A 20,592-nucleotide genomic window follows, 5' to 3' on the forward strand; every position below is an offset into this window, starting at 1 on the left:
TTAAGCGTCATTGTTCGCACCATGAGGATGGGCGGCCGGCTTCCGGCAGAACCGTGAGTCAACCCCATCGCTTGACGCTTAAGGGTTGCACTCCCGCCGGGGTGGATGTATAGTCTTAAGCGTCAACAGGCGGGGCGTCGCCCGCCAGTCCCTGGATTGAGGAGTTCTGTTGCACGCTCTTGAGACCCACGCCGACGGCACCGCGAGCTTCGTGTCCGCCCGCCTGGACGCCTGGCACCGGCTCGGCACCGTCACTCGCAACGCGATGACCGCTGAGGAGGCGCTGGATCTCGCCTATCTGTCGGGCTGGAACGTGCGGAAGGTCGGCGGTCTGCACACGTACGAGATGACGAAGGACGGGGTGACGCGGCTGGAGTCCCCGGACGAGTATTTCACCGTCCGCACCCACCCCAAGACCGGCGTCGCCGAGCGCCTGGGCACCGTGGGCGCCAAGTACGAGGTCGTCCAGAACGAGGAGCACTGCGAGCTGCTCAACCTCCTCGTCGACGAGTCCGGCGCACACTTCGAGACGGCAGGCAGCCTCCACGGCGGCAAGCGGGTCTTCGTGACGATGAAGATGCCGAAGACGATCCGGATCGCCGGTGTGGACGACGTCGACCTGTACCTCGCGGGGTTCAACAGCCACGACGGCAGCAGCGGATTCCGCTTCAACGTTTCACCGACGCGTGTGGTGTGCGGTAACACCCAGCGCATGGCCATGGCGAACGCGGTCTCCCACTACACCGTCCGCCACACGGCGGGGGCCAAGGCCAAGATCGCCGAGGCGCGCAAGGCACTGAACATGGTGTGGGAGTACGCAGAGGCGTACGAGCGCGAGGCCGAGCGGATGCTCAACACGACGGCCGGGCTGGGTCAGCTGGAGATGGTCATCGACGCGCTGTGGCCGCTGGAGCCGAACCCGAGCACCCGGACTCTGAACAACCACCGGCTGCGGAAGAACACCATCGTGATGCTCTTCGAGGCCGCCGAGACCCAGGCCAACATCCGGGGCACCTGGTGGGCGATCGTCCAGGCGATCTACGAGTACCTGGAGCACTTCGCCCCCGCGAAGAGCGAGGAGGCGCGCGCGCACCGGATCCTGACGTCCAGCGACGTCAAGAAGAAGATGCAGAAGGCGTACGAGATGTTCGCGCTGGCCGCGTAGCGACCGCAGCGGGCGGGCCGGTCCCCGCGCGGACCGGCCCGCCTACCGCCCCGCCACTCTCTTCGTCCCACAGCCCGCGGCGGGGCACCCCGCCGGTAGGGCACCCGTCACGAGCAGCGAAGGAACCCATCCCCACACCATGACCGCGACCTGCATCAACGGAATTGAGGTCGTCGAGGACCAGCCCGCCCAGTCCCCGCTGACACGCCCCGGCGTATACGTCGTCTTCGACAAGATCCGCCACTTGCTGCTCGCCGATGGATCCGAGTGGTACGGGTGCGCGCTGTGCGACTACACCTCGCAGAACAAGAACTCGATCCTGCCGCACCTGAAGGCCCACGCTCCGAAGAAGGAACCGACGGCGAAGGCCGCTAGGGCGATCGCGTCCGTGCGGCCCAACCGTGGCGCCGCCTCGTCCCCGAGCATGCGCCGCACCTCGAGCCGCCGCACCGGCGGGAATCTGGCGTCCTTGACTCTCGGTGAGCTCGTGGAGCGTGCGCAGCTGACGGAGCAGATGCGCGAGCAGCGTGACGCCGCACGCGCGGAGTTGAAGGCAGCTGCGCGGAGGGCGAGCGGGTGGAAGGAGCAGGCCACGCGGTACCGCACCGAGATGGAGCATTGGAAGAGGCGTGCGACCTCCGCCGAGCAGCAGCTGGCGAAGGTGCGTGGGGTCGTCGGGGCCAGCGCCTAGGAACCCGCTGGCGCCAGGCCTTTGCTGGCTGGGGCCCGGTGTATGGGCACCAGCGAGCGGCAGCGGAGAAGGAAGCCTGTGACGAGTGGCTGGGGCGGCCGGGCCGCCTTGCATTCACAGCCTTGACCGAGCAAGGCGGGCGTTGGCTCTGGAACTGGCTTGCCGTCGCAGGCTCCTCGGCTGCGCTGTTCCTGCCGCCGAGTGCCGACGTAGCAGCTGTGGAGCCGTGCGTGGCCCCGCGCGCGAGAGCCTGCCGATGATGTGGCGGCCGGCGCAGTTCGCCCGGCTCTCCGATAGAGCGTCGAACTCGACGAGACTGCAATAACCGCTTGAGGAAGAGGACTTGGACCAGAACTTCCATCAAATCATGGACAGCATCGTGAACTCGAGCAACGAGGTTAGCCGCGCAGCCCTGATGCGTCGCGCGGCGTTGCTGTGGCCCGAGGTGTCCGGCAGCTGGCTGGTCGATGCCCCAGAGGCCTTCTGCACCCTGATGTACGCCGCGGTGTCGGTGGCGCACGTTCCCACCTTGGCGCAGCTCGCGATTCGGGCCGGCCAGCTGTGGCAGGACCCTGAGGGCTCCGCCGACGAGCGGGGTGCGGTGGCCGGGTCCCTGGCCGAGCACGCCAGCCTCCCGGTCGTGTCCTCCGCGCTGGCCACCGCCCGGAAGGCCGGTGTACGGGTCGCTGTGCTGGGCGGCCGGGGCTCGTACATGTGGGCGTACGGCGAGAACGGTGCGCAGGGGGCGTTCGTCTTCCCCGAGGGCAACGGCGTCGAGATCCAGTGGTTCATCGACGGCCGGCACAATGAAGGGGTGTCTGCGCGGCCGGAGGGTTCAGGCCGTGCGTACCGCCGGCAACGAGCGCCTTGCTGAGATCCGGCATGCCTTCCTCGCGGCCGGCTGGAGTGTGCTGGACAAGTTCAGCACCAGGACGCACACACCTCGACAGCTGTCGGTGATCGCCCATCCGCCCCGGCCAGCGCGGTAGCTCGACCACCTGCCCGACGCTGCCCTACGCACAAGGGTCACTCGGCTGGACACCCACGCTTCGACACCTCCGTCCTGGTGTACGCCGCTGACGGTCCCCGACCGCCGGCCCGGACTCCTTCGCCGACGCCGCCGCCGAGCACCGGGCCTCTACCGGCCGGATGCCGGCACTGATCCAGCAACAGAGGTTCCCGCTGCTAGCCCGCTGGCCCCTTCCAGCCCCGGCTGGCCGGCCAGCGCTTGACCGAGGAGTGGCTCCCCGAACAGAGCCGCCGGATCGGCTTCAACTTCGGTCCTGCCGCTTCCGACTGGGGCCAGCGGGGGGAGCTTCTGTGCTGCGGACGAGCGCTTGGGACGGCTGGTCGGGGGCCCCGGGACGCCCGCACCTGCCGATGGACGTGCCCGCCACGCGCTCCATCCGGCCGGGCAGACCGTGGATCGGGCGTTCTCTGTCCACAGGCGCCCGCGCCGAGCATGCCGGCATGACCTCAGCACACCACTTGTATGCACTGCCCGAACACCGACGCCTGGACCTGAAGGCTCGCTTCCCGCGCCTGACCGAGCAGCAGATATCCGACCAGCTGGGTCGCACTCTTCAGCTGCGCGGCGCCGCTTGTGCGCGCTCGGACAAGCGGCGCGGCCATTTGCCCGCCGTCGCTATTCTGGGCAGCGACGAACGCTGGCATCTGCGCCTTGGCACGGCCATGATCTGCTCCAACGCGGCGCGCATGTTCATCGACCTCGATGTCCCGGCTCCAACGCCTGGGACCGTGATCCCCCACTCCTTCAGGACCCGGTTCCCCAACGGCTCCGTGGGCCTGGAACGGCCTGGCTACCGGCCGGACTGGGACGTGGTGCTGACCGGCCAGGAGCAGCGGCCGGATCTCGTGCCGCGGGCTGAACGGTGCCCTATCAACCTCGACCAAGGTGACTGGGCGCCCTGCAGTGTGGTCTCGCGAAGCGACTGGAAGGGCCGTAAGCGCAACTTGTACATCGCCGCGGCGGGGCCGATGTGCCATGCCTGCGGAGACAGCCTGGGCCAGGACCTCCACTACGACCGGTACACCGAGCTCATCACAGGTCTGCTGTGCAACGAATGCAGCAGTCACATCAACGAGTGCCCCCACCCGGCGGGCTGCTACCAGGCCGACTACCTCAATGCGCCGCCCGCCGCCCATCTGAAGGAGCGGTACTACGTCGGCGGCAACCGCGACGACCGCAAGCGCGCCGTAGGCAGTCCGGCGGCCTGACCTGAAACTGCAACCGTCATCAGCCGGCGGCGGCGCCAGCACCGGGCGCCGTCGTTCTGTCCGGGCCAAGCCACTGCTCATGGTCCACCGACACCGCACACGCGCAAGCGTGCTGAATTGCCAACTACTCTGCGCCGTCTCAGTTGCCGTCGCCCGTTGTCGAGCGCCTCGGCAGAAATCTATCCACAGGCTGGGCTCCCTAGCGTTCATGGTGATCGCCCCCACCACCTTGTGAAGGCAGCCACACCCCAGATCCGGGATGGGCTTGCCTGCTGCGGCGTGGCCTGGGGCCGGCGATCGAACGTGATCGAGAACGGAAGGCACAGCATGCCCATATCCATCGGGCGCATGGTTGCGGTCGGTGCTCTCGGAGCCTCCCTGCTCGGGGCCGCCGTGGCCATGGCACCGGCCGCCCAGGCCTACGACACCGGCACCACGAAGATCAGCTGCTCCGCTGTGAGGGTGCGTACGAGTCCGTCCCAGAACGCGACGGTGGCCGGTGTCGCCTACCTGGGCGACAAGATGACCTACGACCAGTGGGTCTACAAGAGGACCGAGAAGCGCTGGTACACGCGAGGGACTGTGAAGCGCAAGTCCGACGGAGCCAAGGTCAGGGGTTACGTCATCTATCAGTGCGCGAACCCCTACGAGTCGAACGGTGCCCCCACACCGCCGATTCCGAAGTGAGCCGTGCCGTCGTCCGGCCGTGAGTCCGCGTCGGCGGTACACCGTTCACCGGCACCTGCCGGCCGGGCGCGGCCGACCCATTCAGGGATTCCGTCCAGGACGCTGGCGGCTGTCCCCTCCGGCTGTGCGCGAGAGCCTCCCCCACCACGGCGTTCCCGTGGGCCCTCGCCAGCACTGGTCCGTCGCCCCCCCACCCGCTCATCATCGTTTCAGGAGAAGCGCCATCATGACGTCCCGGCAGCTCCCCACTCGGTCGCGCAGACAGCGCTGGTTCCTCGCGGCCGCCATCGGTGTGACCACGACCGCCGCGTTGAGCGGCTGCGCCACCGGCGAGAGTTCAACGCACAAGGCCCGCCCCCACACCACGATCAGCGCGGCACCGAAGGGAACCGTGACGGTCGAAGAGGCCGACCGTCTGCTCGACCACTACGAAGCCGTTAACAACAAGGCGAACAAGGCCCAGGACGCGAGGCTGCTCGGCACCGTGGAGGGCGGGCAGGTGTACGAACAGAGCAAGGCGGACTTCCGGCAGTGGGACACCAAGTCCGCCAAGGAGCAGCGACAGTACGAGAAGTCCTGGTTCTACGTCGACCGCACGTACCTGATCCCCCCGCAGGGCACCAACTGGTTTGCCGTGAGCGCCCGGTTCAGCGACTCGAAGACCAGGGCCTTGGTCGTCATGGCCAAGACGGACGGCACGTGGAAGGTTGTCGCATCCCTGGACCAGGACGACAGCGCAACCCTGCCGAAGATCGACACCAGCAACCACGGCCTCATCACGCCGGTGAAGCCGTCGGTACGGTCCGGGACCCTGGCCGCCAGCGGCTTGTCCGACGCATACGAGGATCTGTTCGAGACCGGCGGTTCCAAGGCGGGGAAGGCGATCGATCAGAAGGGAGCACTGGCCAAGGACGCTCTGGACATCTACCGCAACCGCAACAAGGGCAAGGACGCGCGGATGGCCACGACGGAGTACACCCGCACCGAGCCGCGCCACGACGAGGTCTTCGCGTTGAAGCTGGCCGACGGAGGTGTGCTTGCCCTCGCGCCCACCGCGCACAAGAGCACCTTCGCCTTGAAGCCCGCGTACTACTTCAACTACCAGATCACGCCGTCGAAGGAGGCCTCGGTATACAACAGCGCAGAGCGGCCGGTCGTGGTGACCGAGTACCAGGGCATGGTGATGGCCGAGTTGCCCAAGCGGGGGAAGGCTGAACTGGTGGCGCGCGAGTACAGGCTGGTGGACGCGCAATGACCGACTCTCCATCAACCGGGCCCGATGCCGAGTTCACGGATTACGGTGCAGCAGGCCGTGCTGCCATGCAGGAAGCGGATCCGGGGGCAGCGCAGCTGTTCTGCAGGCTCTGTGGGTCGGCGCCGGCCGAGCTGGTGACGTTCCGCGGGCACGTGGCGTTCTTGGTCTTGATGCGTTTCACGAGCGCGAGCGGCCCGTTCTGCCGGCGCTGCGGCACGGCGGTGTTCCGGGAGTTCACCGCGAGGGCGCTGTGGCAGGGCTGGTGGTCGCCCCTGTCGCTGGTGCTGTTCACGCCGACCATCCTCGTCGTCAACCGTCTTGCGCTGCGACGGATCAACAGGCTGCCGAGTCCGGGGCCGGCAGCCGGCGCGGGGCTGACTCCCGGTCGCCGCGTCATGCGCCGCAAGTCGTCCTTGGTTGCGCTGATCCCGCTGCTGTGGGGTTTGTGGGTGCTCTCGCACATCGTCAAGGCAGTCGCGACCTGACGATCCCGTCACCGCCAGATGTACTGCGCTTCGATGGCCGCAGCTCTATCGGCGAGGCACTGCCCTCGTCGCGAGTCCTCGCAGTCCCCGGACTTCGGTGGGTGCCGCAACAGCGCGTGCAGTCCCTCGGTGTCGCGGTACTGGCCGCTCGGCCTGCTCTGTCTAAGGCCAGTGCCGGCCGGTCCGGCTTCGTGCCCGGGCGCCTTGCAGGCGCCCGGGCACGGACGCTTTGATGCTGCCCGCTCCCGCTCACCAATCACACACTGCGACGCTTAAGACTTGCCACCCAGGCAGAATCCGAGTATATTCTTAAGCGTCGCAGGGTTGGTCAAGCCCTTCGGCAGGCGGCCGCGCCCCCTACGCCCCCCGAGGGGGGCGCGGCACCTCCGGCCAGAATGCTGGCCGCGCTCGGTCGGCCCGCCCACGCCAGCTCTCCCCTCCCATGGCCCGGGCGGGCCGACCCCGTCTGCGCGCCGGAGCCCGCGGCGCGCCCGACTCGAATGCCGAATGTGAAGAGCCAATTCGTCGTCACCTTGGACTACGGACCCGACAACCTCGTTAAGACCGGCGCACTCAGCGAGGCCGACGCCCGGTCCGCGGACCGGCTCGAAGGCGCACGACGCCTCGAGGGAGCTGCTGACGGACGCCGTGGTCAATCAGCACGAGATCGCCCACGGCGACATTGGGGTCAGCATCTCCTCGCAGCTCCTGGAGGAGGACACCGATTGACCAGGCCCGCGCGGCCACTTCCCTACCGAACACCCCCCGACACCGGAGATCACACGGCGGCCTGGCCTTGAAGTAGCGCTGATGGCGGCCCGGTTGGCCCGTCGCCTGGCGTTGGCTCCTGGCTGCATCCTGCCGGGCGATCGGCACCGTCAGCCAGATGATCGCGATGGTCTTCGCCCACGCGGATGCCGACGTCGCCCTCAGCGCCGCGTTCACCACCTACTGGTTGAACGGCGGAGGCGGCACTCGACCACGGCACCGTCTGCGCGCCCTGAGCGAGCGATTCCTCGGGACACGCCGCACCGCCCCCAAGCACGGCACTACCCCAAGCCCCCGCCACGGAACGCATGTACCCTCACGACTTTCACGACACCCTCGACCTGCCCGACGTCGGCCGGGTCTCCCTGCACATCACAACACTCGATCAAGGGCGCGTCCGGTACGCCGTCCGCGGGCCCCATGTGCGCGGTTCGTTCGTGCTCATCCCGGAGGCCCTCGCTGATGGGAGTGTCCTGCCCAGCACGGTGACTGTGCAATACGGCACGGGTGAGGGATCGCCGAGCGCCCTGCTGTACCAGCGGGTGCACCGGCCCGACGAGCCGGTCATCTTCAACGCCCGCCTGCACGGCTGGACCAACCACATCAACCCCGACAGCCCACCGGGGGGCTACTTCCTCGGCCCCTACGCCCACCTGCTGCGCAACGGTGTGTACCGGCCGGTCACCGACGGTGTCCGCCGCCGCAGCGAGACGCTCCTGCGGGCCATCGCACAGCACTGGGCCCGGCTCCCCCACCGCCGTGAGCTCATCACCAGCGCCGCACGCTGCAAAGCCGCCGAGCTGGCCGGGCACGAAGCCGGCAAGGCCGCGGCCCTGGAAGAGGAAGCCGCCGCCCTCGCGATCCGCCGTAAGCAGGCCCAGCGGCGGGTGAACGTCCTCAACGGGATCATCCGCCGCCGGCCGCTGCCCATCCGGGCCGCGGACCCGGCCCCGGTGAGGTTGCCGATCAGTGACGCCGAGGGCAGGTCACTGGGTCTGATCACGGTCCGGGAGATCTCGGTCAACGCTGAGGTAGCCGGCAGCGTCGTCTATGAGGTGTCCGGCACCTCTCGGGTGCACGGGCGCTTCACAGTCGAGCGCAACCGCATGCGACCTCAGCCGATGCCCGAAGGCATCCACGTCGCCTACGGCCACGCCCGCTCGCGGTTCACCTACGAGCACGAACAGCTCCCGAGCGTGAACGGCGTGACGCTGAGCGGAGGATGGGACCACGACAACTGCGCGGACATCACCGCCACGACACCCGCAGAGCTTCCCGCTCAGATGTCCGTGGGCGGTTCGGCGCCGCCCGCCACCCAGCGTCGGGCCTCGGCAGTGCTGCGGGCGCTGGCCCTGCGCTACCTCGCCCGCCCCGACGCCGAGGCACTGCGCCTGGCAGCGGCGAAGGAGTACGCACCCGGCCAGCTGGGCGCCACCCGCCTTGAGCTGCGGAACATGCGCACCCGGCAGCGCGAGGTTGAGCGGCAAGCCGCACGCCACCGCCACCGTGAGATGCAGTACCGCGCACTGCTGTAGAACCGCCCGTTCCAGGGCGGCTCGGCCACCGCGTCGGGACGCCCTCACCACCTGTCTGGAGATGCCCTTGGAACTGGAGAACATCTCGGCCGAACTGCAGAAGCTGCACGACTTCGGCAACGAACTGGGCGCCGCGCTCGCCTCTACGTTCAACCACGACCGTGTCGTCGGCGGCGGCTGGTCTCATCGATCCGGCTACGCCCACTACGTGACAGTGGACCTCGTCCACCCGTCCGGCCTGGGCATCTGGCTGCGTCACCAGGGCGGGCACCGGAAGGGCCGCAACGGCCGCATGCTGACCGTCGGCGCCACCTACCCGCTCGGCTACTCCGGCCGACGGGCTGAGGAGATTCGAGTGTGGATGGACCGCGACCGCACGGACATGGCCCGAGACATCATCAGGCGCCTCCTGCCGGACTACCTCGCCACCATCGACCACGCCCTGGAGGAGGCACGGGAGGAGGATCTCAAGCGGCGGGCCCGCATCCTGATGAATGGCCTGTTGGAGCAGGCCCTGCCCGGTGTCACGTCCGCTGGTGGGACGCCGGCCCACGAGTCACGCGACCGCCGCAGGTCCTACTGGGCCGGCGGAAGGTCCGGCCAGTACCGCCGAACACCGCTCGCGTCCGGCCGGTCCCCGCGCCGCAGCGACCACCATCAAGAACCGGATGTCAAGCCAGCGCTTGTATCTGGGCACGCCACACTCAGCAGCGATGCGACCACCATGGATCTGGAGCTGAAGGATGTACCCGCCGAGCTCGCCCTGAAGATCCTCTCGATGATCAACCCGACCGCAGCGCTCGAGGGGACGATCATGCCGCGCGAGGTTGCGCCCGCCGTACCCGAGCTACCCGCTTCGCAGCAGGTGGTCCGCGGCCAGGTCGTCAGCGAGGACACCGAGATCACCGGCCCCGTCGCAAGGTGAGCGCCCGCGTCATCGAGTGTCGCCCTGCCAGTCCCAAAAGCGCCGGTCTCCCCCGCGCGGCGCGTACACCGAGCGCCCGCCGCTCCCGTACGCGCCGAGTTCGGTTGTCAGCGACGCGCCCTCGTCCAACTGGGATGGCGTCCAACCTGTGACGTCGAGCAGCAGGCCGTCAAGCGGTCCGCCTACGAGTTCGCGGTAGTCATGCCCGGTTCGAGGGCCGGGGTCCTCATGATCAGCTCCGTAGACCCGGCCGCGCATCACCTCGTCCATGGCGGACAGCGTCGCACCCGCCACTGACACCGCCGGCCAGTGGCGACCAGCCGGGGCCGCCGCGGGCCAGCGGTGTCACTCATGGGCGGTCCGGGAACGAGCCGGTCCGTCTTCGCGAAACGCCCTCGGGAGTTAGCCGGAACCCCTCAAGTGGCGCAGTAACTAGGCGGGTTGACGTCTACCCCTCCGGCCTGACACGTTTTGTCGCTAAAGTTCTTTTTCTTCCTAATTGGGGAGTTCACGCATGGCGCGCACCGCACGCACCGAGTACGACGAGAGCCAGGCCGCCAAGAGGCTGGGGGTCCCCGTGGCCGCGTTCCGCTGGGCCCGGGCCACCGGGCTCGTCCCGCCTCCGACGGGTTCCTCCGTGTGGTCGCGCGCAGTGGTGGAGGCCATGGACGCCGAGGCGATCAAGGCCTCGCTGCCCCGCGCGCCGATCTCCGGTGCGGCGGCCGCGGACCGTATCGCTGAGGCCCTGGGCACACCGAACAAGCTGCAGGAGAAGGCGTCGGTCACGGCCTTCGTTGTGCGGCAGTTCATCCGGCGCGGTCTGCTCACGGAGCTCAGCGCGAGCCCGGGCGGCTCGCTCGTCAACCCCGACCAGGTGCACGCCGTGTGCCAGCGTGAGGACCTGGCCGTGCTGGTCGCCGAGGACACGCCGCTCGGTCCCGACCAGGCAGCCAGCCGCCTGAAGGTGAGGCGTGTCGAGTTCAACTACATGCTGGAGCTTGGCTGGATCCAGGCCGCGGACACCGTCGAGGTGCGGTTCGGCACCTCGCGGGCCGGTGCGGTCCCGGTGGCTCTGTTCCGCACGGCAGACATCGACGCTCTGGAGGGGGCACACCCGGGGATCGACTGGGAGCGCCTGCGCAGCATGAAGCCGGGACAGCGCTCGCCGCTCGCGACCATGACCAAGGTGGGTGCGGGGACCTGAGTCCGGCAGCTTTGCGAGAGTGCCGCCGTCTACATGGCAAACCGGCCTCGGCCGGCGCCGGACGGCGGCCTCGGGAGGCTTCCCGGTCGGCGCTTGCACGTGGCCACGGCCCGCTGGGCGTCAACCCTTCGGCTGGTTCGACGGTGGGGACACTGGAAGCGCCGACCCGTGTGGGGCACGCTCATGGTTCGGCTGTGCCCTCATCGGGACCCGGATCCCCCCGCTCGTCCAGCGGTGACGCTGGGGACTCGCCGAAGTGTGCCGCTCCGGGCGTTGGTGGTGTCCGCGGCATCGTCACGCCCGGGTCGGCGTGGCGCTCCTCCGCCACCTGCCCTCTCTCCCGCTAGGGTGACTCCCTGCGGCATCGGTCTGCTGCCCCTCACGCGAACTCGGCCCCTCGGTTCAAGGCGTAGGCGAAGAAGCACGGCTTCGACCAGCTCCACCGCCCACCTAACTGTTGCGCCGAACGCAGTACCTCTTCCTCACGCTCCGAGGGCCGACGGAGCCGAGCGAAAGGTGCATCCTCCGATGTCGGTCAGCCAGAGCAGCAGCCGGGCCCGAACGTACGCCCTCTACACGGGAGCACCGCGTCAGCTCGCGAGCAACGTCGTCGCCGCCCTGACGCCGGCTGGGCCACTCATCCCGGCCCCAGCTGAGCCTGCGCAGCTCTTGCTCGAGTCCGAGGTGTTCTACCAGGTCCTCAGCTGTCAGCGACGCTTCTTCGAGTACCCCTTCGGCATCAGGTACGTGGAACCCTCCGCGGACAGCCTGGGGCTGCAGTTGGACAGCAACGCCAGCCTCGACAGTCTGCTGTCCGGGTTGCTGCCCTGCCGCATGCCCATGGGGGACGGGAGGGACGAGATCTACGGGATCAATGGCCTGCGTGTCCACGCGCGAACCACACACAGTGTCGAGCTGCGCCGGCTCGGCCAGCCGACCAGCCTCAGGCTCACCGGCCCCTCCCGGCGTGCCTTCGAGCGGGCTGAAGCCGCCCTCGTCGCGCGGGTACACGAGAACGGCGGGGAGGCCTGCTGGCTGGCCGGCGACACGTGGACCGGCTACGAGAGGCGGTGGGAAGACGACCGCCAGCCCCTCGTGTATGAGTCGATCTGGCGAGACGCGGCCTGGCTCCCCAGCGGGCTCCTGCGCCGCCTCGGACTTCTGCACACGGTCGCTACCCCTCAGGTCGTAACCGGCCACGAGTCCAGGCTTGGGGAGTGGTGGGTGCTGGAGCTGGACTACGACTCTGACACCGCTCTGCGCCGGGCCGAGCTGGTGCAGGCCCTGACCGATCCCGACCACGGTCTGCCGCTGGAGCTACGAGGGCACCGCGACCTGTCCCCCGGAGGAAGCCTCGGCCTGGTCCTTCTCCAGGCCCTGGACCGGACCGCCACGCTGCAGCTTCGCTACGACCGCTTCCAGTACAAGATCACACCGGAACGCACCGAAGTCTTCGAGGCAATCCAGCGGCGCATCAGCAAGGTGACAGGTAACGCCTCGCTTCCGTCGATCCCTGATGGCTCGGCCACTGGCTGAGCTGCGTGCAGGACACAGGGCGCAGCCGTCAAGGACCCTTCACCCGATCGAGGTGCTGCTGGATCACCACGCTTCGCGCCCTCTCGGCCTGCCATACCGTTGCTGAACAGCGCGTGCACGGGGGCAAGGTGGGTCGGGCTGGGGAGAGGACGGCATCGGGTGGACGAAGAGGATTCGGAGATGTGGACTGCGCGAGCGGCATGCCGGACCGCGGACCCCGATGACCTGTTCGTCGACGGCGCGGCTCAAAACCGCGCCAAGGCCATCTGCACCGGATGCCCAGTGCGGATCGAGTGCCTCGCCCAGGCTCTCGATCACCGCATCGACCATGGTGTCTGGGGCGGCATGACGGAGCGGGAACGGCGCGCCCTCCTGCGGCGGCGCCCGACGGTGACGTCGTGGCGGACGCTGCTGGAGGCAGCCCGCACGGAGTATGAACGCCAGGCACCTCTCAGCACCTTCCGAGGGAATGCGGCCGGGTGACACGGGGCCGCAGCATCGTCCTCGCCGCACTGAACCGCTATCTGCAGGGCGTGCAGGGCGCTCGTGATGGCCAGGCCCGTGCGCGGGATCACCGCCTGCCGCGCGGCCTGCGGGCCGGGGGGCGGCGATAGCCATTCCGCCGCCGCTGTGAGACAGACGACGGCCCCTCAGTAGCCGCTGCCGGCTTCAGCCGCCGGTCGGCAACCCTCGCGGTCTCGCGCACCATCGCGCGGTTCCAGCCGGGAGCCTTGGGGAGCCGCCGCAGGTACCGGCGCAGGTGGGAAGCCTGCACCACGGTGACGCCATCAAGCTGCACGACGCTGCCCGGAACGATCGCTCCGTGCACCGCGATGACGGCGAGCGCGGGCCAGCCCAGTGCGGCAGCGACATGGCCAGCCTCCCACCGGACCGTGTCCACCTCATTCTGCTTGCAGTAGTTGCCGCACCAGAGCCTGCCGCGGCTGTCGACGCGGATACGGACGCGCTCGGACATCCAGTTCTTGGTATCGATGTAGACCAGCCCTCGCCTGCCGATCAGCACATGATCCAGATTTGCCCGACTTCGGGGCACCGCCCGATCGTGCAGGACTGCGTAGAACCCGAACCATGTCAGCGGTGCGAGGATCCGGGCGGTTCTGCGCTCCCCGGCGGCGCCCTTTGCCCAGGAGCTGCCTTTGCCGCGATAGACGTGTCGGAGCGCAACGATCATGAACACGCAGCCGAGGGCACCAGCGAACGCGAACGAGCCCGTGACCTCCGCCGCCAAGCAGCCGGCAACTCCGGCGCCCACACCGGCAGCCGGCAGGATCCACCGCGCTCGACGATGCTGCCGAGCACGTTCAACTGCCCTCTGTCGTGCGGCCATCGCCTGGGCGCTGGCGCCCGCTACGTTCCGGCGGCGTCGGCTCTTCGCGATCAAGGCGTCGTTCTTCTCCGCTACTGAGGGATTGGGGGTCGCAGGACCGTAGACCGTGATGGCTGTGGACGGATTCAGCGCCACATGCCGCCCGCCGGGCCGGTTCCGGTGAAGCGTTCCTCACGGCGCTGCGGCCACCGGGAGAAGCCGCAGCCGCCCCAACAACCCCCTAATGACGCTTAAAATATTACACACAGGGAGCTTGAAGAGCAACCTTTAAGCGTCATCAGGCGGGGAGGCGGGCGAGCGACTGCAGCAGCTGGCACTGCGTGCCTTGACCCGCACTCATCGCCGCCGGCGAGGACCTGGACGCCGCTCCGTCACCGGATCGACGAACGGTCTGCCATGGAGGCGGCTGTGATCGCCAATGGCATGCTTTGACCCAGCCGGTCTGGCCGAAGCGGACCTGCTAGAGGCCGGGCAGCTCGTCGGGGGCGAGGAGCCGCCAGTGGCCCCAGCGCTTGCGGGCGGCGTCGGCACTGATCCCGAAGGGCTCGCCGATCTCCTCCCAGGACGTGCCGGCAGCGCGCTCCTCGAGGACACACACGCGTACCAACTCCGTCGTGCGTGCTTCAAGGCCCGCGGCCGCGGCGGCGAACACGCCACGCCACGCGTCTTCCTGCAAGACCGCTCGCAGCAACACTTCGCGCAGTGCCTGCAGTTGCTGATCGAGTTCGTACCCGGCGCTGGCCAGCACACCCCTCTCGCGGGCCAGCCCGCGCGCTCGGCGCCGGTTTCGGTACGCCTTGTCCCGGCACAGACGCGGCCGCGAGCAGTAGCGCCGGTGGGGAGAGCCCTCACCGAGCTGCTGGCCGCACCACAGGCAGCGCTGGGCCGGCTCCGGGCGGATAATGTCGCCCATAAACGGACACTACGTCCGCTGGCGGTTGACGGCTAGGGGAGCCGGTCCGGTGCCGATGCGGCCTGTCGCCGAGTGATCTCTGAACGGCCTCACCCCGCATGCAGCTGCGGGGTGCCCTTTCCGATCGGAGCCACCGCCGTATCCACCCGTATCCACGTGGCCGGCGACGCGTATGCGGGGGCGAGGAACATCCGCGCGAGCCAGGGCGCCGTTGCTCTACCCCTCCTCGGAGACGTCCTTGGCGCGCACTTACCGCCGCGCCGGGTAGCGTTCCGGGGACAGGTCCGGACCCGGGGTGGGGAGTGGCGATGCGGTTTCCACGGTTCGATGAGCGCGGCCCGCTGGCGGTGATCGAGTTGGGGGCGCTGCGGTCGCTGAACGCGGCGCTCTTGACCGCGCGGTACGAGTTGCAGTCGGCGAGCTCCATGTGGGACCGACTCCAAAGCGGAGGCGACGTGGCCGACATGCACGAGGCGCACACGACGCTCCCGTTCTACGGGCAGGCCATCCAGGAGATCGCGAGCGGCGCGACCGCGTACGAGCGGCATGTGGCACTCATCGCGTGGCGATACACGGCCGCGGCGGTCGTCCTGGGCGTCACCGTGCTGCAGCGCGTCGCGGAGGCGAAGCCGCCCTTGTCGCCCGACACGGTGGAGGAGCTGTGCCAGGAGCCGACGCTGGGGCTGCTGCACGAGGCGCTGTCGGTGCCTGTGGCCGACCTTGTACCGGTGCGTGACCCCGACCTCCTCGACGAGCGCACGCGCACAGCACAGCGGTGGGCCCAGGTGCGCGACCGGGTGGACGACGCGATCGACCTCGTCGTGGAGATCGCCGCAGACGAGGAAGCGGCCCACCCCCGCACCAAGGAGGAAGCCGCCGGCTGTCTGCTGACCGAGCACTGCCCGCCTCACACCGACCCGGTGTACAACGGCGTCCTGGAGCCGCTGTTCGACCTGGCGGAGGAAGTCCCGTTCGGCATCAGCCGGATCATCGCGAAGGGCTGAACCCTCCGCGGCTCAGTCCTGCGACGGCGTCACGCCGGGCAGTTGCCCGGCGAAGTCCCACCACTACTGGATGGTCCACACGGCGACGCTGGAGCGGTCGGTGGACATCCGCAGCCATACCTCCTCGCCGCCGGGCATGAGGGCCACCTCCAGGGGCGGCTGCTCCCACGTCCCCATGGCGTACATCCACTCAATGCCGTCGGCCCAGGTCCGCACTGCCGCGGTGCGCACGCTCAGCGCTGCGGCGAAGGCGTCCAGGGCGTCCTTGGGTATCCGCACCTCCGCCGGCTCACGTTCGATCCCCGCCACCCGGGCCCCCTTCCTTCGGCGAGACGCGCCAGCTCCCCGCGACCCTCAGCCTGCCAGACCCCGGTGGCCGCAGGTGTCACGCAGCCACAGCCCTGTGCCCCTGTGAGGCCTCACACCTTGTCTCCCCTGGTGGACGCGGTGAGCTGCGAGCCGATGAGGCTGTGGGGGACCGTGACTCGACGGGCAGTACCGCGCTGTCCGGCCCGGACGCCCCTTCCCGCCGCCCGGCGTCGGCGCCGAGGCCGGCGCCGTCGGCACGGCCATCGACCAGCGGCTGCGCCTGGCCTTCACCGCGGCCGCGCCCGACGCGACGCCGCCCTCATCGGCATCGAGTGCACTGGCCGGTTCGTCGGCCACGGCGAAGGCCTGCCTGCCCCGGCCGCGAGCGGTCGCCCGGAGCGCCGTCAGGACGCCCAGTCGGGGGAACCGCTTCGTGTTGCCGCGAAGCGTGTCTCCAAGGCCGGGGTGGTGATGAGAGGGTGACGCGTGTACTGGTCTGGACGCCCCCACGTCGTGCCGGTGCAGTCCGCGGCCCTTCGACCGCGCTCTGGCTTCGGGGCCGCGTCAGCTTCCCCCGCGGCGTACGAGGCCCTGATCATCCCCGAGCGGTCAGGGCCTTCGTGCTGCCGAGCGCCGTTGCCTGCCCCGCGTGCCGGTTGGTGGACTGGTGGCGGGCCGGACCGGTGGGCCCACCACGGTGTGCCGCGCCATTCACTAGTCAAGTCATGGAGACGACCGTTGTCCTGTTCGCCCGCGCGTGGCAGCCCGCGGCCCTGCCGGGTCGGCGCGGCCGCGGGCTGGATTCGCGATCTTCTGGTGGGGGGCGGTCAGGACGCGGTGGAAGCCACGACGTCGAGGCCGCGGGCGGCAACGAGCTGGGCGCTGCCGTCGGCCAGCCGGTAGGACAGGCCCACCACGGCGGTCCGGCCGTCGGCCACCGCGTCGGCCAGGACGCGGGAGCGCTCCAGCAGCAGGTCCACGGTGTGCTCGATGTGCTCGGCCAGGATCTCCTCGGGCTTCTCGCGTCCGGCGGCGCGGGCGGCGCAGGCCCGGCGCGGAGGAGAGGACGCGTAATCCGGTCGCCGCACCGCACGAAGGGCCGCGGTGTGCTGGCAGCCGACGGGCCCAGGCCAGGCGAGGGCCGTTCGGCCGGTGGCCGACGACCCCAGCGGAGACGCTGCTGGCCGGCAGCTGTGAACGGGTGCGACCTGGGCAGGCGCTCATGCACCGGCCGCCTGCCCGTCCGCCAGCACCACGATGCCGTTCCCGTCCGGCGTCTCCACGACCGTGTGTCCGCACTGGACCAGCAGGCCCGCCACCGCGGCCTGCACCGCCACCCGCATTCCGTCGCTGGACGCCCCACGCTGATCGGCCGCCAGCGCCGTGAACCCGTGCGACGTCGTCCAGCTCACCAGCACGCCCGCAGGCGTCTCGCTCACCCTCAGCCCCGTCGCGGCGTCGTCCGCCTCATCGACGACGTGGAAACCCGCCAGCTTCAGGGCATAACAAACCCGTCCAACGAGCTTTGGGCGAACGGACGACACCGGCCTCGCCTGCCCCGAGAGAATCAGATCAGGCCCTCGGCTGCTTCACCCGGTAGGGGGCTCTTGCTCGGGCAGGATGATGATGCGGGTGCCGTCGGGTGCCGTGCGGCCGAGGATGCGCAGTTCGTCGAGGTTGCGGACGAAGATGAGCAGTCCCTTGAGCTGCTCCCAGTTGACGAACTGGGGACGGGGCCGCAGTACGGCGTAGGGGCGGTCGCCCACGTACAGGGCTGTGCCCAAGGCCCAGCGGCGGTCGCCGTCGCGGTACCGCAGTTCGGCGTTGACGCCGAGCAGGAGGCGGGCCTCGGCCAGGGCGGCGGCGTGGAGGTGTTCGCGTTCCCGGCTGGGGAGGTTGACCTGCCACACCGGCTCGGGGCGCGGAGCGGTAAGGCTGGCCTGCTGCGGCACGGTCGGCTGTCGGTCCGCTGGCTCGGATGGGGGGCGGGGCCGCCGGAGCGACGGGCCGCCGGGCCCGCCGTGCTCGGGACGCCGCTTCCCGGCGGCGGCGCTGCTCGTCCTCCCGCAGCCGCTGCTGTTCCTCGAACGCGGCGACGGCGCGGTCGTGGGCCTGCTGATAGGCGGTGGCGACGGTGATGTACTGCGGTGCGGTCCACACGCCGGTCCAGGCGTGCAGCCAGCCCGGTAACCGGTGGGGGACGGCGCGACCAGTGAGCGCCCAGGCAGTGAAGGGCCGCAGGTCGGCTGTCGTCTCGTACCACTCACCGCGGCCGATGGAGCGGCACAGCACGTGCTCTTCGCACCTGGCCACGGTGAAGCGGGCCAGCCCACCGGCCACGATCCAGTTCGGCTCGTCGTCGCTGGGTGGCCGGACATGGATGGAGGGCACTTCGCCGACCCAGGGCCGGAGCTTGGTGGCGACCCAGCACACCCGTACACCGTCCGCCGCGAACCGCGCCGTGCGCTCGCTGATCTCGTCCACGGTGATCGGGGACAGCTGCGCCTCCCACGCCATCCGCAGGCTGCCATCCGGCGAGGACGCCATGACGTCGGCCCGCCAGGCACCGTCAGGGCCGCGGACCTCGAGCTCGGCGTGGTACCCGGCCGCGCGCACGGCGGTGGCCAACTCCAGCTTCAACAGATGATGCTCCATGGACTCACCGGCCAGCGCGCAGGTGGGAGCGCCGGGGTCGTGGGCGAAGAACCGCAGGCCGTACCGGGAGACCTTCGCGTGCATTGGGTGCGCGCACTCCGGACAGACCATCATCACGCGGGGGCGGGCACGGTGGACTGCCTCCCACGTCCATCTGCAGCCAAGGTCGGGCTGGGCGGCATCCAGTCGGCCCCGCCCATCGTGCTGTGCGGTGAAGCCCACGGCTCCTCCTGGTCAGGACGTCGATGATCCGTTTGGCGACTGAAAGCGGTGGCGGCCGGAAACGTCGATGGTGAGGTCGAGGCGGACGCCGGGCTGGTCGTCGGCCGGTTCGCACAGGTCCGGGCACAGGTAGAAGGGCACGAGGTTGACCGACGTCACGCACACCCCTCATGCTCGGCGACCCACTGGCCGGCGGCGGTGAGCAAGGCGGCGACGTCGTCCCCGGTGATGGACACGGTCTGGACATTGCAGGTGTCGACCTGGATCTGGGGAGGGATGAGGGACATGCGTCTCCTTCACGAAGGTCGGGCGGCCGGATCAGTCGGAGGCGAGGTTCCACACGGCGGTCCTCGAGCTTGGCAGCATCGCTTCGGTGCGGGCTCTCAGCGGCCTTCCTCTGTCGGGGCCGTACGACGGTGCCGCCCCCTGCCCGGGCCGAGCGCGGGGCGGTCCCACTCGGCGGGCTTCTCCGTCACCGGCTGCGGCGGATACAGCAGGGCCTTCGCAGCGTCCAGGCTCTCGACGACGCCGATCGCCTCCCACTCGCTGCCGTTCCACTCCTGAATGACCCGGGGAGCGTCCGGCTCGACGTGCGCCGCTCGATTCCTGCCCTCGGTAAGCGGCACCGCCCGCAGCCTGCCCTTCGCGGCGGCCCGGCGCTCCTCGCGCCGCCGTGCCCACTCCTCCAGCGGTTCCTCGTTCATCGGGGCATGGTGGCGCAAGCGCGCTCCGCGCCGCCAACCTCGCAGGCCAAGGCATGGTCTTCGCCGAATCGGTGACCGACGCCTCCTCCTCACGCGATCATGAGGGCAACGCCCGCCCTTGCAGGGAGGAATCTCATGTCCAGGAAGACGCCGGCCCGCCGGCTAGCGCCCGGCGCGGACCGCGACAAGCTCGCCGCCGATCTGAAGAAGAAGTACGACGCCGGGGCAAGCATCCGGGCCCTGGCCGAGGAGACGAGCCGCTCGTACGACGGCATGCACCGCCTGCTCGAAGACGCAGGGACCACGTTCCGCTCGCGCGGCGGCGCTCCGCGCCGTCCGGAGTCCTGACGGTTCCGCCACCTCGAGTTCCTCCGGCCACGGCAGAGGGGTAGGGCACGGTCGTCAGGCCACCGGGCAGAAGGCGGTGCTCTCGGTCAGCGTCGCCCGGCTGGTGGGCCGAGGCCGACACGTGATGTCGGTGCCCTGTGGTGGAGTTGCCGCCTGGCCTGTGATGTCAACTCGTGGAGGAGTGCAGATGGTTGAGGACAAGGAGCATGGCGGCGAACGGTCGGAGGACGGCGATGCGCCCGCCGGCTTAACCCGGCGCACCGCGGTTCCGGATGGAGGGCCGGACCCTGACCTGGACTCCCCGGATTCGGGTCGCGATCCTGCCGGGCTGGAACGGTGGGTCTCGCGTGAGGAACTACGCGGTGGGGTGCTGATCGGCGCGGCAGTGGCCGCCCTCGCAGCGGTGGTCGGGTTCGGGCTCTGGCTGGGAGCCTGGCTGAACGAGCACTGGGGGATCTATGCCGTCGTGCCGCAGGTGGTGTTCATGCTGCTGGCCGTCTGGGGCCTGGCCGGCGACCAGCGCCGCCGGTGGGAGGAGCGGCGGGCCCGGGGCGTGCGGATCCCGCTGGAGAAAATCGATGCTCTGCACCACCGCGACTT

The 20,592-nt window shown here is 69.7% G+C and carries 23 protein-coding genes and 2 pseudogenes; 14 read left to right on the plus strand and 11 right to left on the minus strand.

Annotation, left to right across the window (positions count from 1 at the left end; translation table 11 throughout):
* The first annotated feature begins 169 nt into the window (after positions 1 to 169).
* From ABZV94_RS15175 to ABZV94_RS15215, 9 genes are all read left to right on the plus strand, one after another.
* Positions 170 to 1,165, plus strand: coding sequence for a DUF932 domain-containing protein (locus tag ABZV94_RS15175; RefSeq protein WP_024127697.1), 996 nt, complete (start codon positions 170 to 172; stop codon positions 1,163 to 1,165).
* A gap of 139 nt (positions 1,166 to 1,304) precedes the next feature.
* Positions 1,305 to 1,856, plus strand: a complete 552-nt coding sequence (locus ABZV94_RS15180; protein ID WP_024127696.1) for a hypothetical protein — start codon at positions 1,305 to 1,307, stop codon at positions 1,854 to 1,856.
* Between the two features lie 343 nt (positions 1,857 to 2,199).
* Positions 2,200 to 2,730 (plus strand): hypothetical protein, encoded by a 531-nt coding sequence (locus ABZV94_RS15185; protein WP_356340706.1) that lies wholly within the window; start codon positions 2,200 to 2,202, stop codon positions 2,728 to 2,730.
* Positions 2,731 to 3,326: 596 nt separating this feature from the next.
* The gene (locus ABZV94_RS15190; protein ID WP_181412054.1) at positions 3,327 to 4,094 is read left to right on the plus strand and encodes a hypothetical protein; all 768 of its coding nucleotides are present in this window, start codon (positions 3,327 to 3,329) and stop codon (positions 4,092 to 4,094) included.
* 327 nt (positions 4,095 to 4,421) lie between these two features.
* Positions 4,422 to 4,781: an SH3 domain-containing protein gene (locus ABZV94_RS15195; RefSeq protein ID WP_024127694.1), complete on the plus strand. Its 360-nt coding sequence runs from the start codon at positions 4,422 to 4,424 to the stop codon at positions 4,779 to 4,781.
* 226 nt (positions 4,782 to 5,007) lie between these two features.
* Positions 5,008 to 6,036, plus strand: a complete 1,029-nt coding sequence (locus tag ABZV94_RS15200; RefSeq protein ID WP_356340707.1) for a hypothetical protein — start codon at positions 5,008 to 5,010, stop codon at positions 6,034 to 6,036.
* Positions 6,033 to 6,521: a hypothetical protein gene (locus ABZV94_RS15205; protein ID WP_024127692.1), complete on the plus strand. Its 489-nt coding sequence runs from the start codon at positions 6,033 to 6,035 to the stop codon at positions 6,519 to 6,521. Before ABZV94_RS15200 ends, ABZV94_RS15205 begins: the two co-directional genes overlap by 4 nt.
* Positions 6,522 to 7,597: 1,076 nt before the next feature.
* Positions 7,598 to 8,824, plus strand: a complete 1,227-nt coding sequence (locus tag ABZV94_RS15210; protein WP_356340708.1) for a hypothetical protein — start codon at positions 7,598 to 7,600, stop codon at positions 8,822 to 8,824.
* A 67-nt stretch (positions 8,825 to 8,891) separates the two neighbouring features.
* Positions 8,892 to 9,749 (plus strand): hypothetical protein, encoded by an 858-nt coding sequence (locus tag ABZV94_RS15215; protein WP_356340709.1) that lies wholly within the window; start codon positions 8,892 to 8,894, stop codon positions 9,747 to 9,749.
* 9 nt (positions 9,750 to 9,758) lie between these two features.
* Here the strand turns inward: ABZV94_RS15215 and ABZV94_RS15220 are convergent, their stop codons facing one another.
* Positions 9,759 to 10,019 carry a hypothetical protein gene (locus ABZV94_RS15220; RefSeq protein ID WP_181412052.1) on the minus strand — a complete coding sequence of 87 codons (261 nt, stop codon included), beginning with the start codon at positions 10,017 to 10,019 and terminating at the stop codon, positions 9,759 to 9,761.
* Between the two features lie 244 nt (positions 10,020 to 10,263).
* On the opposite strand from ABZV94_RS15220, the gene ABZV94_RS15225 reads away from it, so the two are divergent.
* The 3 genes from ABZV94_RS15225 to ABZV94_RS15235 all read left to right on the plus strand — a co-directional run bounded on the left by ABZV94_RS15225 (position 10,264) and on the right by ABZV94_RS15235 (position 12,972).
* Positions 10,264 to 10,953, plus strand: a complete 690-nt coding sequence (locus ABZV94_RS15225; RefSeq protein WP_356340710.1) for a hypothetical protein — start codon at positions 10,264 to 10,266, stop codon at positions 10,951 to 10,953.
* Between the two features lie 528 nt (positions 10,954 to 11,481).
* Entirely contained in the window at positions 11,482 to 12,489 is a 1,008-nt protein-coding gene (locus tag ABZV94_RS15230) for a hypothetical protein (protein WP_024127686.1), read from the plus strand.
* Positions 12,490 to 12,669: 180 nt separating this feature from the next.
* Positions 12,670 to 12,972, plus strand: a complete 303-nt coding sequence (locus ABZV94_RS15235) for a WhiB family transcriptional regulator (protein WP_181412051.1) — start codon at positions 12,670 to 12,672, stop codon at positions 12,970 to 12,972.
* A gap of 88 nt (positions 12,973 to 13,060) precedes the next feature.
* On the opposite strand, the gene ABZV94_RS15240 is transcribed toward ABZV94_RS15235, so the two are convergent.
* Together ABZV94_RS15240 and ABZV94_RS15245 are read right to left on the minus strand one after the other, a co-directional pair.
* Positions 13,061 to 13,681, minus strand: coding sequence for a nuclease-related domain-containing protein (locus ABZV94_RS15240; protein ID WP_356340721.1), 621 nt, complete (start codon positions 13,679 to 13,681; stop codon positions 13,061 to 13,063).
* Between the two features lie 616 nt (positions 13,682 to 14,297).
* Entirely contained in the window at positions 14,298 to 14,750 is a 453-nt protein-coding gene (locus ABZV94_RS15245; protein WP_024127683.1) for a hypothetical protein, read from the minus strand.
* A 308-nt stretch (positions 14,751 to 15,058) separates the two neighbouring features.
* Between ABZV94_RS15245 and ABZV94_RS15250 the strand changes: the two genes are divergently transcribed.
* Positions 15,059 to 15,754, plus strand: a complete 696-nt coding sequence (locus ABZV94_RS15250) for a hypothetical protein (protein ID WP_024127682.1) — start codon at positions 15,059 to 15,061, stop codon at positions 15,752 to 15,754.
* Between the two features lie 63 nt (positions 15,755 to 15,817).
* Here the strand turns inward: ABZV94_RS15250 and ABZV94_RS15255 are convergent, their stop codons facing one another.
* The 8 genes and pseudogenes from ABZV94_RS15255 to ABZV94_RS15290 all read right to left on the minus strand — a co-directional run bounded on the left by ABZV94_RS15255 (position 15,818) and on the right by ABZV94_RS15290 (position 19,644).
* On the minus strand, positions 15,818 to 16,063 hold the full coding sequence (locus ABZV94_RS15255) for a hypothetical protein (RefSeq protein WP_024127680.1): 246 nt from the start codon (positions 16,061 to 16,063) through the stop codon (positions 15,818 to 15,820).
* 827 nt (positions 16,064 to 16,890) lie between these two features.
* A pseudogene (locus ABZV94_RS15260) lies at positions 16,891 to 17,106 on the minus strand (carbonic anhydrase); the annotation flags it as partial.
* 177 nt (positions 17,107 to 17,283) lie between these two features.
* The gene (locus tag ABZV94_RS15265) at positions 17,284 to 17,502 is read right to left on the minus strand and encodes a hypothetical protein (protein WP_356340711.1); all 219 of its coding nucleotides are present in this window, start codon (positions 17,500 to 17,502) and stop codon (positions 17,284 to 17,286) included.
* Positions 17,503 to 17,652: 150 nt separating this feature from the next.
* The gene (locus ABZV94_RS15270) at positions 17,653 to 18,015 is read right to left on the minus strand and encodes a hypothetical protein (protein ID WP_258404868.1); all 363 of its coding nucleotides are present in this window, start codon (positions 18,013 to 18,015) and stop codon (positions 17,653 to 17,655) included.
* Between the two features lie 478 nt (positions 18,016 to 18,493).
* Positions 18,494 to 18,832: pseudogene (locus ABZV94_RS15275) on the minus strand (competence protein CoiA family protein); the annotation flags it as partial.
* 120 nt (positions 18,833 to 18,952) lie between these two features.
* Complete coding sequence (locus tag ABZV94_RS15280) at positions 18,953 to 19,099, minus strand: hypothetical protein (RefSeq protein WP_181412048.1); 147 nt, start codon at positions 19,097 to 19,099, stop codon at positions 18,953 to 18,955.
* Complete coding sequence (locus ABZV94_RS15285) at positions 19,096 to 19,227, minus strand: hypothetical protein (RefSeq protein WP_258404867.1); 132 nt, start codon at positions 19,225 to 19,227, stop codon at positions 19,096 to 19,098. Before ABZV94_RS15285 ends, ABZV94_RS15280 begins: the two co-directional genes overlap by 4 nt.
* Positions 19,228 to 19,323: 96 nt before the next feature.
* Positions 19,324 to 19,644, minus strand: a complete 321-nt coding sequence (locus tag ABZV94_RS15290) for a DUF6087 family protein (RefSeq protein ID WP_356340712.1) — start codon at positions 19,642 to 19,644, stop codon at positions 19,324 to 19,326.
* 135 nt (positions 19,645 to 19,779) lie between these two features.
* On the opposite strand from ABZV94_RS15290, the gene ABZV94_RS15295 reads away from it, so the two are divergent.
* Positions 19,780 to 19,992, plus strand: coding sequence for a helix-turn-helix domain-containing protein (locus ABZV94_RS15295; RefSeq protein WP_024127674.1), 213 nt, complete (start codon positions 19,780 to 19,782; stop codon positions 19,990 to 19,992).
* Positions 19,993 to 20,592 lie beyond the last annotated feature (600 nt).

It is taken from the genome of Streptomyces sp. NPDC004658, assembly GCF_040609555.1.
Taxonomy (GTDB): domain Bacteria; phylum Actinomycetota; class Actinomycetes; order Streptomycetales; family Streptomycetaceae; genus Streptomyces.